Raw genomic sequence first — 13,731 nt, 5'->3', positions numbered from 1 at the left:
ACCACTCACCCTCTCAGTTGACCAAGGCCTGTTCGTGCGCAGGCTGAACCGTTCTTCGTTCAAGCCTGTTCTTTATGCGCTGGTTCATCGCGCAGGCTTCCAGATCTTTGAGGCGGGTTAACTGCTTCAGGCAAAGCTGCGCCTCTTTGAGAGCTTCTTTTTGAATGAGGCGGTCTGCCCGCAAGAGGGTCAGGGCTTTTTCGGCTTCGGGGCGTGCATCTGTTTTCAGGAACTTGCGCAGTGTGGATGTCACTTGCTCTCGCTGGGATGTGTCGATGAGTTGAGAGAGAGCTGCGGCCTGTAATCGTGTGATTGCCTCGCGTCGTTGCTGTATTGACGCTTCTGAGGGGAGAGTGATCATCTCCGAGATATCGTTTTGAAAGCGTTGCTTGAGTTTGGTGTAAACAGCGGCTGCCTGAACGCGGATCTCAGGCTTGTCGTTTTTGAGTGCGGCCTGAAGGAACTCCAGCAACTCGGGTTTGTATTTAAGGGTTATTATGGACAGAGCTCTTTTGATGTCCTGAGTGTTTCCTGAGGCAAAGATTTTCTGGAATGGCTTTGGCGAACCATTTGTCATGTCCAATGACCGGTTGCTTATGATCTTGCTGAAAACATCGGCTTGTCTGGTTGGCGTATCTTCAAGAGCAAGTGTTACATGCCATTTGGCAAGCCGGGCCGATTGTCTTCTGCCATCCAATTGCATCAGGACAGAAGCTAGCAATCCTCCCAATGGGCCAAACAGTGCGAAGAGCAAGATGCCATAATCAAAAAGCGCAAAGCCAGTGCTGTGGATGTTTCTCATAATCAAAAGGCAGAGCACGACTGCCAGACAATGAAACGCAGCAGCAAGCCCAATTACCTCAGAGTTTTGGATGATCTGCGAGAAGAACCAAGCTTCGATAAGTGTTGCGGTTACGATGATAACCGGCAGTAAGATTATTGAGAGGCTGAAAGGCTGCTTGGTGGTTGGCGCATCGGGCAACGTATCCTGAACCATTCTAGATCACCGAGTTGTCGAACCTGTTGCTCGTTTGGGGAGCGTTGACCGAATAGAAGGCGACGAGGTTATCTGGCATTGGGGCTGCGTTGTGGCTAAGGAGGTTGTTTGAGAGCGCACTGCTGATGGCTTCTAACAGCACAGTGGAGTCTTCTTCGAGCAGGTGCGCTTCCAACTGATGGAAAATGATTGCTCCTTGCAGTGCTTCACCGTCCGTTCGCAGGCTGTTTGAATCTGGAGTTCCAAATAGAAACACCAGACTCCCTCTGGGCGTGCGAGACCTGAATACTCTTTTATCACCAGCCAGAGAGGTTAGCTCGGTCGTATCCAGATGGTTGATCAGCCATGCTTGTTCTTGCTGCTCACGCGAAGGTTTCAGCTCAGATGATGCCGTGGTGTTGGAATGGAGGAGACCAAGGCGCTTATTTGAGCACTTGAAGAGGCTATATCTGGTCGTGCCGATCAGGTTGGCAAAAAGGGTTTCCAGCTGATTGCTGTTGTTTTGAAGATCCAGCGTACTCAGCTTGTCGATTGCCTTGCACACACTGACCGGGCTTGTGGTTTCCATCGAAGCTATACGGCTTTGCAGGTTCTCGGCTTCAAGCGTGAGTGTGGTGCAGTAATCAGAGATTGTGTCTCGTTGTCCTAAGGCATGGGCCAACTGGCTTTGGAGTTTTTGGTTTTTGCGCAGCAGTGATGTCCTGAATTCTCCGAGTACAATCGCTGTCAGGAGCCAGAGTGTTGGTTGCAAGCCTGTGTTTGTGAAGTACTCAAAGAAACCCTGTCCGCCCATGGTTTGTGGCGGGATGTGCCAAAGAGTGATCGCCAGCGCTGCCAGAACGGCGAGGATTCCGGAACGGGTTCCGAGGATAGAGCTGGCAATAATGATCGGGATCCACAACGGGCTTGGCGAAATGCTCCAGAGTGGGATTTCAGGATACATCGTGGACACTGCGGGGAAGGGGAGGAACAGCAGGACGACCTCCAAAGCGTGGTAGCGCTTTTCCGGTGTGCGTTTCGCTTTCTTCTTTTTATGATTTTCAGTGTTACTTGAAAAATACTGATCCGAATACATCGCGAATAAATAGTCCTATTGTCAAAATCATCAGTATAGATTGTGTTTTAAATCTTCATTCGTGGCCGGGAATATTTACTTGCTGTTTTATTTATATTCAACTCTATGGAAAGTTAGGGTATTAAGTTCGGGGTTGGATATAAAATGATTTGTTTGCAATAAGTATACAGTCTTAAATTACTTATTGGTGACTTCAGGATGCGTGAAGTGCGTAACGATTGTTCTTTGTACTCCTTCTGTATTGAAGGTGAGTGGCAATTGTTTTTAGCTGGAATTACTAGGCAGGTTCGCGCCCTTATTTTCTATGGTTTAGCGCTGTTTTGCTTTGTATGTTTCATCAATAATTCGCAGGCCGCCTTGGTGAAGCGAGAGATTATCGGTTTGTACGATAGCCTTCGTGAGGCTGAGCCATCTGCAACGGCAATACATAACCTTCTTGAGATGCCGTTGAACCACCTTGGTTATTCGATCCGGTATGTTGACGTGAATGCGGGTTTGTCTGCGATGAAACCTACGGAAAATACAGCTGCTGTTGTGAGCTGGTTCCAAGGGGCATTGGCTGATCCACATCAATACTTTGCATGGGCCGATAAGCAGGCGAATTCGGGATTGCAGTTTCTTGTGTTTGGTGAGACCGGAATTCGCAATCTGGAAGATGATGGGGTGGTCTTGAATCAGTTCCTGCGGCATCTGGGGCTTCGGTTTGAGGCTGGGTTCGTGATGCTCACAAGCGCCTCGTCAGATCTTCGTCTGGATTCAGAGCTAACTGCCTTTGAACGACCCTTTTACAAAGTATTGCCGGGGTACTCACTGGTTACGCGCATATCCCCAGAGGGGCAGTCGATTGCCTCTGTTCAGCCGCCTGTGCGTGTTGCGACGGAACGAACGCAGTTGGCCTTTATCGGGGCTGGAGGATCCTATGTTCAACCCGGCTTTGCCATTGCGACTGACGATGTGCTCAACCGCCAGAAGTGGTTGATTGATCCAATTGGATTTCTTCAGTGGGCGCTTAAGCAGGAGCGCTTTCCCATTCCGGATACGTCGACGTTGATGGGGCGGCGAATTTATTTCTCGCACATTGATGGGGATGGTTGGAACAACGTCTCTTATTCTTCCAAGTATCGGGGACAAAAGGCATTATCCGGCGAAGTGATGCTGCGAGAGCTGATTGGGCCGTACCCTGATTTACCTGTCACTTATGGTCTGGTGACAGCGGATGTTGATCGGAGTGAGGGAGGGGATGATCGCAGCGTTGGGCTGGTCAAAGAGTTGTTTGCTCTCCCGCAGGTGGAAGTGGCCAGCCATACCCATTCCCATCCGTTTCACTGGGCTTTCTATCGAGATTATGACCGTGCAAAAGAGCTTGCGCTTATTCGTGAGAAGAATGTTGCAAAAGAGCCTACAGCTGAGGGACCTGTGAGCTGGCTCTCCAAGCGTTTCTTTGGTGAAAGTGGCAAGGCTTTTTTCAAGACTTATCTGGCGCAGAATGTGTCTATGCCGCGTTATTACATGCGCAAACCGTTTTCGCTTGTGGGAGAGATCGGAGGTTCTCTTTCTCAGGCCGAAAGCTTTGCGCCGAGTGGTAAAAAAGCGAAGTTGTTCTTGTGGTCTGGTGACACGCAGCCGTTTGAGGAAGCGCTTGCGCATACTCGTAAGCTTGGTGTTTACAACATGAATGGCGGCGATACGCGGTTTGACCGTGACTGGCCTTCTTTGAGTTATGTGGCCCCCTTATCCCGCCAGGTTGGCGCAGAGCGGCAGATCTATGCTGTCTCCAGCAACGAGAACACATATACGAATGACTGGACGGGGCCATTCTACGGATTTTCGCAGTTACATCAGACCGTTGATAATACTGAGAGCCCGATCCGACTGAGGCCCTACAATGTGTATTACCACACCTATTCTGCGGAACATGATGCATCGCTGAGAGCGGTTCGAAAGCATTTGGATCGGGCGCGTGAAGGGGCTTATTTGCCGATCTTTGCCTCGCAGTATGCTGCTATTGCAAATAGCTTTTTTGGGGTGAAGCTTTACCAGACGAGTGATCACAGCTGGCTTGTTTTGAATCGAGGGCGCCTTCAGTCGTTTCGGTTTGATGATGCAGAGCAGTGGCAGATTGATTTGGCGAAGAGCAAAGGCGTTATTGGTTCAAAGCACCACCAGAACTCGCTGTATGTTTCGCTGGATCCGGCAGTTCGTGTTCCGGAGATTGTGTTGAAGTCATCGCACAGCACAGGCGATGAGCCTGTTGCCAGCATCACGGATGCCCGATGGCAGGTTTACGACTGGGTGCATAAGCCTTGCCGCATTGGTTTTCGTGCTTTTGGGTTTGGAGCTGGGGAGTTTCAGTTTCGTGGACTGTCTTCAAGCCTTCATCGGGTGAAGGTGAGGAGAGAGGATGAGCTTGTCTTGAGTGATGACGTTCAGCCATTACCGGATGGATCTTTGCGTTTGGATCTGGCTGTATCCGGGATGGAGCCATTGGACATTTCATTGACATGTAAAAACTGGGCTTCGACAGCACGCATAGCGACGACGGGGAGGCGGCCATGATCCGCTTCCTCAAGTATTTGTCGCTTTATCTGCTGTTTCTGGGGATCGGTTATGCGCTTGTTCCGGGGCAAACAGAGAAGATTGCTGTTCAGATCAAAGAGCAAAAGTATCATGAGGCTCGGGAGCATTTACTGGCCTCGTTTGAGGAGGACGACAGTAGTCCGGAGGAGTATCTTCAGCTGGCTGAGATTGCAGAGCAATTGGGGTTTGTTGAGGAAATGCACCGCATGCACGAGGCGTATATTGAACGCTCTCCCGATGACCTTTGGGTGTTGCGCAAGATTGAGCTCTACCACCGATTGGCAGGTGACTTTCGAGGATATGTGGAAACCTTAAAGGCGGTCGCACGGTTGAGCGCTGAGCCTGAGGACCGTGACAAGCTGCTCTCCACGTTGCAGTTTGAGGGGCTTTATGAGGAAGAGCTCTCAGAGCTTTCCTTCTTTGACGGTAATGGAGTGTTGACACCTCAACAACTTGGCCGGTTGGGCATGTTGCACTTTCAGGGGGAGAGGATGGAAGCGGCTGCGGCGGCTCTTGCCAAGCATCACGAAAGTGCTCCTTTGACACCAAAGCACTGGCCTGCACGTCTGGCTTATTTTCATAGCCTGCTTGAAATCGGTGACTTTCTGAAGGCCGAAAATGTTGCTCTCAGTTTGCGAGAGACGAACGAGCCTTGGGCTGACTTTGATTTCCGGAGCGAGTTTTTGCGATATGGCCGTGATGAGTACATGCGGGAGGTTGAGGTGCCTGAGGGGCTAGCTGCGATTTTATCTTGTGTCATCAGGCCCAAGGAGGGCGATCAAGACTGTCCATGACATTGTGACTTCATAGGCTCTGGCTGATGCTTTTGAAGATGCACCAGCCTCAGTTGTTGGCGTCTTGACTGCTCTCAGCTACGCACTGCCGCGGATGACCAGTTCGGGTTCTACCACGACGGACATTTCCTGCTGATCCGGGTCTGCAAGGCGGGCTTCCAGCGTGTTCATGAGGTTTTGGACAATCTCGTCGATTGGATTGGTTGCTGCAGTCAGATCAAAGCAAGGCCAGGCAGCCATTGGCATGTTGTCTGATCCTACGACGGCAACATCTTCCGGAACACGCAGGTTCAATATGGACTTTGCTGCATTCAAAACCCCAAGAGCAGCAGCATCCGAGACACAGTAAAAGGCGTCGGGCGGATTATCGCTTTGCAGGAGGCTCAATGCGGCCTGCAGGCCGCTTTCGAAATCGAACCGGGTTTGTGACACTCCGTGGGGTTGAAGGCCAGCTTCGCCCAGTGCTTCCAGATATCCTTCGCGTCGACCTGTGTCTGCTGTGATGCCTTCAATACCGCCGATGTAAGCGATCTTTTTACATCCGCGTTTGATTAGGTGCCGCGTGCCAAGCAGACCGCCGCTCTTGTAGTTTAACCACACACAGTCTGCACCTTTTACTGTTGGTCCCAGCCCTGTGTAGATCAGTGGCACGTGCATTTTCTTGCTGTTTTCGATCACTTGCAGATCAACTGTGCCTGCACGCACGATGGCAGCTGAAACCGGATACATCAGTGCTTTGCCCAGTGTCTCGGCGATATTTTCTTCTTCCTCAGAGCGTATTTGCAGGGCCCATTTTCCGCGTTTTTGTAGGGCGGTCGACAGGCGATTGAAGAAATCTTTGTCGTACATGCCATCGGTGTTTCCGAAGACGACAGCGACCAGATCTGATTCTTGTTTGATGAGGGAGCGTGCAAGTGCGTTGGGGCGGTACCCCATCTCAGAAGCGACTTTTAAAATGTGATCGCGAGTCGCTTTGTTGAGGCGATTCTCCGCCGTGAACGCACGGGAAACAGCAGAGACAGAAACGCCTGCGGCACGTGCAACATCTTTACCTGTCAGTCTTTTCATCGCTTCTTACTATCTTGGATGATTGTCATTTTAACTTCAAAGAAGTCGCTTAGAAGACCTCTATTGCAATCGATTGCCAAAACTCATAGCATAATGCTTTGGTTGCTTAAAGGGGGGCAAGTTTCCGGAATGGTTGGCGTAGGAATCGAAATCGAAAAGCTTTGTGTTGGTTACGACAAGACCCGTGTTCTTCATGACATTGATCTTGAAATCAACTCTTCTGAGTTTGTTGCGCTGCTGGGTTCATCTGGCTGCGGAAAGACAACTCTTCTGAAAAGTCTCTCCGGTTTCATCAAACCCATGTCGGGGCAGATCCGCGTTAACGGGAATGATGTTGCACAGTTACCGCCTGAGCAACGCAACATGGCGATGGTGTTTCAAAGTTATGCGCTCTGGCCTCATATGACGGTTCGTCAGAACATGGGGTATGGCCTGAAGCTGCGTGGGATGTCCAAGGAGCAAATCAACCGGAAGGTTGATGAGCTGTTGACGCTGCTGGGACTTGCTGACTTTGGGGACCGCAAGGTGCCCAACCTTTCTGGAGGCCAGCGTCAACGTGTGGCGCTTGGCCGGGCACTGGCTGTCGATTCCCCGATCCTGTTGCTGGATGAGCCGCTTTCCAATCTTGATGCACGCATTCGCTTGTCCATGCGGCATGAGATCCGTTCTTTGCAGCAGCGTATGGGTTTGACGGCAGTGCATGTGACCCACGACAGGGAAGAAGCGATGGTGATGGCCGATCGCATTGTTATTCTCAATGGAGGGCACGTTGCGCAGGTGGGCACACCGCTGGAAGTTTATGAGCAGCCAAAGTCCAATTTTGTTGCGACCTTTATGGGCGCTGAGAACGAAATTGCCCTCAATGTTGAGCGTGCAAATGGAATTTTGAGCATTGCAAGGCAGGAGGCCGTCAAGGCTGCCAGCTTAAGTGTTTCAAACGAGATTGGTGATGGAGGTGTGAACTGGCAGGCATCAGCTGCCGGATCTGTACGGGGGCGTTTCCGCTCCAGTGCAGCACATTTGCGTGCCGATGAAGCCGTACCTGAAGGGCATTTGGCTCTGGCGGGTAGGGTGACACAACTCAGCTATCCGGGGGGGGTATTTCGCTACGAAATAGAAAGCGCCGGGCAGCTCTACATGATCGACGATCCTTGTCGATATGCGGTTGGCGATGTGGTGACGATCTGCGTGCCAGCTGGTGGGCTTCACCTTTATTCCGAGGCGGCCTGACACCTTTTTAAACGTGAATAGAACTTTTTTCTCAACGATCTTAACCCAGGAATTTTGAGTGATGACACTTAAGTCAGTTCTTACAGGTGCAATCTCAGGTGCTGTGATTGCTGTTGCTCTGCCTGCGTCGGCTGAAACCCAGCTGAACGTGATTACCGGCGGCTCCCAGAACATGGTTGAATATGTGACCGATTATCTGGGCCCGCTTTTTGAAGAAAAATACCCAGGCGTGAAAGTTCGCGTCACTGGGACCGGCCCGGGAGATGCTGGTTCTCAGAAAATTCTTGAAAAGCTGGAAGCACAGTCTGCTGCGGGTAAAGAGCAGTGGGACATAGACGTTATTGTTGCTGCGCAGAAGAAAACCGGCGAGATGAAAGAAAAAGGCCTTTTGGCTGATTTCCGCGACAACATCGAAACCGGCAAAATGGTGACGCGCGCGACGGCTGAAAATGCGCTTGGCGTTTATGTTGGCGGCTATGTGATGCCAATGTTCCATAGCCAGACGGCGATTGCTTACAACCCTGCTTTGGTGCCAAACCCACCCGAGTCTTATGACGAGCTGCGTGCATGGGTAGAGAAGTACCCAAAACAGTTCGGCTATAACGGCATCAAAAACGGTATGTCCGGCGTCGCGTTTGTGACTGGCTGGATGTACACCTACGCAGGTGACACAAAGACCCTGCAGAGCGGTCCATATGATCCGGCGAAGAAAGATACCTGGGCGCAGGCTTATGCTGATCTGAAAGCGTTCAACGAGAACGTGACTTTCACTCCGGGTAATGCTGGTACTCTGGACATGCTGAACCGTGGTGAGATCGTGATGGGTCCGGTTTGGGTCGACATGTTCTATTCCTGGCAGGGCGATGGCCGTATTCCACCAAACCTGAAGCTGAAACTGATTGCACCGGGTATGCCTGGTCAGCCTTACTACTACGCAACTCCAGCGAAGGCTGCGAACAAAGATCTGGCTGAAAAGTTCATCGAGCTGGCAACCAGCCCTGCTGTTCAGGCAGAAGGCATTGTGAACCGCTTCAACTGGTATCCAGGCATCGATGCAGACCACGTGAAAGCAGCTTTGGATGAGGAAGTCTGGTCCAAGTTGTTCACTGACGTCACACCTCTTGAACTGGCTCAGAAGGGTAAACCGTTCCCGATTGGTCCTTACTTTGACGACATCAAAGAAGGCTACGAGCGGCAGGTTTCTAACTAAGCATATCTGAAAGAAACCGGGAGGGGCGTGCGTCTCTCCCGGCAAGTTTGGTTTTGGTGAGAGGTGGTGTCCATGAGTGGACAAAGTATGTCAGTTGGGCCGGGTCGGATGGGGGCAATATTGCTTGTTGCGCCTGCACTGTTGATGATCGGCTTTTTGTTTGTTTATCCCTTTGGCTATTCTGTGGTTTCAGCCTTCACAGACAATGGCGAAGGCAGCTGGCATATCGCCAATTTTACCAAGGCTATTGAGTTCTATTCCAAAGATATTCTGTTCACGATTGTGATTGTCAGCCTGTCTACGGTGGTTATCGGCGTGCTGGCTGTTGCTATTGCGGGCTATCTGACGCTTGGCGAAAACCCGACGGCTGTCGCAGTTCTCAAGTGGCTTTATCGGTGGCCGTTGTTCATTCCGTTTATTGTGAGTGCGCAGTTGATGCGGACGTTTTTGGCAAAGAACGGGATGATGAACAACATCCTCACCAGCTCCGGCATTATCGAGCCACTGGCGGCGCAGAGTTATCTGGACTGGCGTGGGATTGTGATCACCTTTGTCTGGAAGCAGACACCGTTTGTGGCTCTGCTTGTTGCGGGTGCTATGGCTTCCATTGACCGCACTACGATTGACGCTGGCCGGATTTTTGGGGCTTCCCGCCTGCGTATTCTGATTGAGCTTGTGGTGCCGCAGATTGCGACGACCCTGATGGTTGGGTTGATCCTGTCTTATGTGGTGATGCTCTCTGTTCTTTCTGTGCCGCTTATGATCAACGCGCAGTCACCGACCATGCTGACTGTTGATATGGCGTGGCGGATCAACTCCTACGGCGACTATGGCGTCGCTAATGCGCTGGGCATCATGTCCTATCTGTTTACCGGGGTGGTTGCGTGGTTCTATCTGCGTCAGAGCCTGAAAGATAAGGGAGCATAAGATGGTGCAAGCTGCTCTTTCTTCCACTTGGGTGCGTACAGTTACCCGCGTTCTCACCATGAGCCTGCTGGCTTTTGCGATCTTTGGCCCAATCACCAATATGCTTTTGTGGGCTGTCGCGGAAGTTTGGTACTTTCCTTACAAGCTACCTTTGGAGTACGGCTTTTCGTTCTGGGAACGGGTTTTCCGCCCTGAGGGTAATGCTACTGAGGCCCTGTTCTCCAGCATCTGGATTGCGCTGCTGACTGTGGTGGTCAGTCTGGCAATTGCCATTCCAGCTGGATATGCGCTGGCGCGTGGGAAAATGCCTTTCCGATATCTCATCATGCTGCTGTTTCTCCTGCCGCAGGCCTTTCCGGCGGTCGCTGTGCATATGAATGTTGCGCGCATTTTCTATGGGTTGGATCTGACTGGTTCCATTGCAGGTGTTGTGCTGGTTCACGCCAGTCAAGGGCTCGTGTTTGCCGTATGGATTGCAACTGCTGCCTTTGCCGCAGTGGATGCGGAACTGGAAGCTGCTGCGCGTAACATGGGGGCAGGGCGCTGGCGCACGTTTATTGATGTGACATTGCCTCTGGCTTTGCCGGGCGTCATGGCAAGCGCGATCTTTGTGTTCCTTATCTCCATGGACGAGTTCACCGGAACCTACTTTGTTGGTGCGCCGGATGTTGTGACGCTGCCGATGTTGCTGTTTACCTCCAGCATGGAAGGCAACTACCAAATCGCGTCCATCTCCTCCCTGATCCTGCTGGTGCCATCCGTCGGCTTCATGCTGTTTATTGAGCGATTCCTGAAAGCGGACGTGTTGGCGAAGGTGGGGAACTGAGGTTGCTTGAGAGATTAGATTGAGAGCGTCAATCGCGATTTGATCATTTGTTGTTTTGATCTCAATCTTGAATGCTTATGCAAGCAGGCAGGATAACTCTATAGGACGTCGTAAGACGAAGTGCCTCGGGTGGAAGTTTGGCCTAATTGTTGGGTATGGCTTCGTTGTTGCTTGCGCTCTACCTTTTGGGGAGTTTGATGGGCTGCTTTGAGGAGAGAACTGCAGATGCGTTTGCGCCTTGTGCTTGGGGATCAGTTGAGTTTGTCTCTTTCCAGCCTGCGCGATGCCAAGCCGGACGAAGATGTCATTGTGATGGCCGAGGTGCGCGAGGAAGCGACTTATGTTCGTCATCACAAGAAGAAGATTGCGTTTCTGTTTTCGGCAATGCGTCACTTTGCGGAGGAGTTGAGGTCTCGGGGGCATCGGGTTGTTTATGTAAATTACGATTGCGCTGAAAATACTGGTCGTTTGTTTGGGGAAGTCCTTCGATTAATTAAGAACGAGACTGTTTCTGAACTCCTTGTGACAAAGCCCGGTGAATATCGCCTGCTGGATGAGATGGAGAGCTGGCAGGAGCGGTTGGGTGTGCCGGTAGAGCTGCGTGACGATGACCGCTTTCTCTGCTCTGCTGAAGGTTTTCAAAAGTGGGCGTCCGGGCGCAAGAGCTTACGGCTGGAGTACTTTTATCGAGAGATGCGACGTGATCATGCCATCTTGATGGAGGGTGACAAACCTCTGGGCGGACAGTGGAATTATGATCATGACAACCGCAAGAGCGCACCAAAGGAGTTGGATGTTCCAGCTCCTTTTTCTGTAGAGCCAGACGAAATCACACAGGAAGTTCTGGCGCTTGTTGCGGAGCAGTTTCCTGAGCACTTTGGTGACTTGCAGCCGTTTTCTCTTGCTGTGACCCGTGAGGATGCGCTTAAGGCTCTGGATCAGTTTGTTGCTGAGCGTCTCGGCAGGTTTGGTGATTATCAGGATGCAATGGTTCAGGGCGAACCCTGGATGTTTCATAGTCACATCAGCTTCTACCTCAATTGCGGATTATTGCTTCCTCTCGAATGTGTTCGTGCGGCGGAGCGAGCGTATTTTGACGGGACTGCACCGTTGAACTCTGTTGAGGGTTTCATCCGCCAGATTGTGGGGTGGCGAGAGTTCATTCGTGGGATCTATTGGCTTTCCATGCCTGACTACGCAGGATTAAATTATTTTGAGGCCTCTCGCGATCTACCTGAGTTTTACTGGACCGGTGAGACGCAGATGAATTGTCTGCACCAGTGTATTGTTGAGACAAAAACGAATGCCTACGCGCATCACATTCAGCGGCTGATGGTGATCGGGAATTTCTCGTTGCTTGCCGGGCTTGCTCCCAAACAAGTGAGTGAGTGGTATCTCGCAGTTTATGCAGATGCTTATGAGTGGGTGGAGTTGCCCAATGTGAATGGAATGATCCTGTTTGCGGATGGTGGGTTGTTCGCTTCAAAGCCATATGCAGCCAGTGGTGCTTACATCAACAGAATGTCGAACTACTGCGAGCATTGCACTTATTCTCACGCAACGAAGACGGGTGAGAAAGCCTGTCCCTTCAACTACCTTTATTGGAATTTTCTGGATCAGAATGAAGAGAAGCTCCGAGGCAATCCCAGAGTCTCGATGATCTACTGCAGCTGGGACAAGATGAGTGACAGCAAGAAGAACGAGATCAGAAGTGATAGCCGCCGTTTTCTTGCGCTGTTGGATGGGACGCAAGCGTGATCTGAAAGTTACCTCGCTGCGTAAGAGCAAACAGAGAGGGCGTTATGGCAGAACATGAGAAGCTTGTTTGGATTATTGGAGCGAGTTCCGGCATCGGAGCAAGCCTTGCCCAGTTGTATGCGCGTTCTGGATGGCAGGTTGTTGTCAGTGCGCGAAATGAGCAGAAGCTTCAAGCTGTTGCTCAGGATGCCAGCAATGTTGACGTGATGCCGCTTGATGTGACCGATGCAGTGCAAGTCTCTGAGGCCTTGGAGCGTTTTGAGCAGACCAGCAAACTGCCTGACCTTACGGTGTATTGCTCAGGCGTGTACTTTCCGGGTGGCATAGATGTGCTGAGTGAAGAGCATTCTGTGGCTTCCATGGATACAAATTACTTTGGTGCTGTACGTGTGATTGCGGGGCTCTTTCCGTTGCTGAAACAGCAAGGTGCAGGGCATATCGCGATCGTCAGTTCATTAAGCGGGTATTGCGGTCTTCCCAACGCTGCCTGTTATGGGCCAACCAAAGCGGCGCTGATCAACCTTTGTGAGAGTCTGAAACCTGACTTTGACAAGGCTGGGATTGACCTGTCGCTTGTGAACCCGGGCTTCGTAAAGACCCCTATGACTGACAAGAACACCTTTGAGATGCCGTTTCTTTTGGAACCAGAGCAGGCTGCCAATGATATCTATAGGGGACTTGAGACGCGCAAGTTTGAGATTTACTTTCCATTCCGCCTTGCCGCTATCATGAAGATCCTGCGCTTGTTGCCATACGCTCTCTACTTTCCGGTTACGAGAAGGATGAGTAAACGATGACTGAGAGAGCTGATCTGGAGGCTGCTGCAAGGCGGTATGCGCTTTTCTTTGAAGAAGTTACGTCGGACCGTATCGAAGACGTTCATGAACTCATCAGTGATGATGTGCACTTCATTGATCCGTTTAATGATGTGAAAGGGCGTGCCAACTTCGAAAAGGTCTTTCACAAGATGCATGAGGATGTTCAGGAGCCACGGTTCAAGATACTCGATTTGGCGTGGTCTGGTGACCTGTGTTTCATGCGTTGGGATTTTACCTGCAAGCAAAAACTGCTTGGCAACTGGGGCGTGCGGGGGGTGACAGAGGTGCACTTTGACAAGGATGCCAAAGTTTGTGCGCACTATGATTATTGGGATGCTTCCCGCCATTTCTATCGCAAGCTGCCGGTTGTTGGTGCGATGATCAGATGGATTGCTTCGCGTGCTGCGATCTAAAGGATTGGTTGGGCCTGTCTGGCCCAACTTTAACTTCG

General features: G+C 51.2%; 12 protein-coding genes. 9 read left to right on the top strand and 3 right to left on the bottom strand.

The features are described 5' to 3' along the window. Positions 1 to 13 precede the first annotated feature (13 nt). Complete coding sequence (locus tag PsAD13_RS23030) at positions 14 to 997, bottom strand: hypothetical protein (protein WP_063319571.1); 984 nt, start codon at positions 995 to 997, stop codon at positions 14 to 16. A gap of 1 nt (position 998) precedes the next feature. Then, positions 999 to 2,072, bottom strand: coding sequence for a hypothetical protein (locus PsAD13_RS23025; RefSeq protein ID WP_063319570.1), 1,074 nt, complete (start codon positions 2,070 to 2,072; stop codon positions 999 to 1,001). Positions 2,073 to 2,432: 360 nt separating this feature from the next. Here PsAD13_RS23025 and PsAD13_RS23020 point away from each other — a divergent pair, with 360 nt between their 5' ends. Then, positions 2,433 to 4,628: a hypothetical protein gene (locus PsAD13_RS23020; RefSeq protein WP_208986885.1), complete on the top strand. Its 2,196-nt coding sequence runs from the start codon at positions 2,433 to 2,435 to the stop codon at positions 4,626 to 4,628. Continuing rightward, entirely contained in the window at positions 4,625 to 5,443 is an 819-nt protein-coding gene (locus tag PsAD13_RS23015) for a hypothetical protein (protein ID WP_063303178.1), read from the top strand. The genes PsAD13_RS23020 and PsAD13_RS23015 overlap by 4 nt, the downstream gene beginning before the upstream one ends. A 78-nt stretch (positions 5,444 to 5,521) precedes the next feature. On the opposite strand, the gene PsAD13_RS23010 is transcribed toward PsAD13_RS23015, so the two are convergent. Beyond that, a complete protein-coding gene (locus tag PsAD13_RS23010; RefSeq protein ID WP_063319568.1) occupies positions 5,522 to 6,511 on the bottom strand; it encodes a LacI family DNA-binding transcriptional regulator in 990 nt (329 codons plus the stop codon). A gap of 129 nt (positions 6,512 to 6,640) precedes the next feature. On the opposite strand from PsAD13_RS23010, the gene PsAD13_RS23005 reads away from it, so the two are divergent. The 7 genes from PsAD13_RS23005 (at position 6,641) to PsAD13_RS22975 (ending at position 13,693) form a co-directional block, all read left to right on the top strand. Then, entirely contained in the window at positions 6,641 to 7,741 is a 1,101-nt protein-coding gene (locus PsAD13_RS23005) for an ABC transporter ATP-binding protein (protein ID WP_063303179.1), read from the top strand. 61 nt (positions 7,742 to 7,802) lie between these two features. Next, positions 7,803 to 8,951 carry an extracellular solute-binding protein gene (locus tag PsAD13_RS23000; RefSeq protein WP_063290076.1) on the top strand — a complete coding sequence of 383 codons (1,149 nt, stop codon included), beginning with the start codon at positions 7,803 to 7,805 and terminating at the stop codon, positions 8,949 to 8,951. A gap of 108 nt (positions 8,952 to 9,059) precedes the next feature. Then, entirely contained in the window at positions 9,060 to 9,878 is an 819-nt protein-coding gene (locus tag PsAD13_RS22995) for a sugar ABC transporter permease (RefSeq protein WP_063290166.1), read from the top strand. Between the two features lies 1 nt (position 9,879). Beyond that, complete coding sequence (locus tag PsAD13_RS22990) at positions 9,880 to 10,704, top strand: ABC transporter permease subunit (protein ID WP_063319567.1); 825 nt, start codon at positions 9,880 to 9,882, stop codon at positions 10,702 to 10,704. A 225-nt stretch (positions 10,705 to 10,929) separates the two neighbouring features. Continuing rightward, positions 10,930 to 12,462 (top strand): cryptochrome/photolyase family protein, encoded by a 1,533-nt coding sequence (locus PsAD13_RS22985; protein ID WP_063319566.1) that lies wholly within the window; start codon positions 10,930 to 10,932, stop codon positions 12,460 to 12,462. Positions 12,463 to 12,506: 44 nt separating this feature from the next. Beyond that, on the top strand, positions 12,507 to 13,259 hold the full coding sequence (locus PsAD13_RS22980) for an SDR family NAD(P)-dependent oxidoreductase (RefSeq protein WP_063319565.1): 753 nt from the start codon (positions 12,507 to 12,509) through the stop codon (positions 13,257 to 13,259). Continuing rightward, entirely contained in the window at positions 13,256 to 13,693 is a 438-nt protein-coding gene (locus PsAD13_RS22975) for a nuclear transport factor 2 family protein (RefSeq protein ID WP_063319564.1), read from the top strand. Before PsAD13_RS22980 ends, PsAD13_RS22975 begins: the two co-directional genes overlap by 4 nt. Positions 13,694 to 13,731 lie beyond the last annotated feature (38 nt).

Source organism: Pseudovibrio sp. Ad13 (assembly GCF_001623225.1).
Classification (GTDB): domain Bacteria; phylum Pseudomonadota; class Alphaproteobacteria; order Rhizobiales; family Stappiaceae; genus Pseudovibrio.
This window is presented reverse-complemented; position numbering and strand designations above follow the sequence as displayed.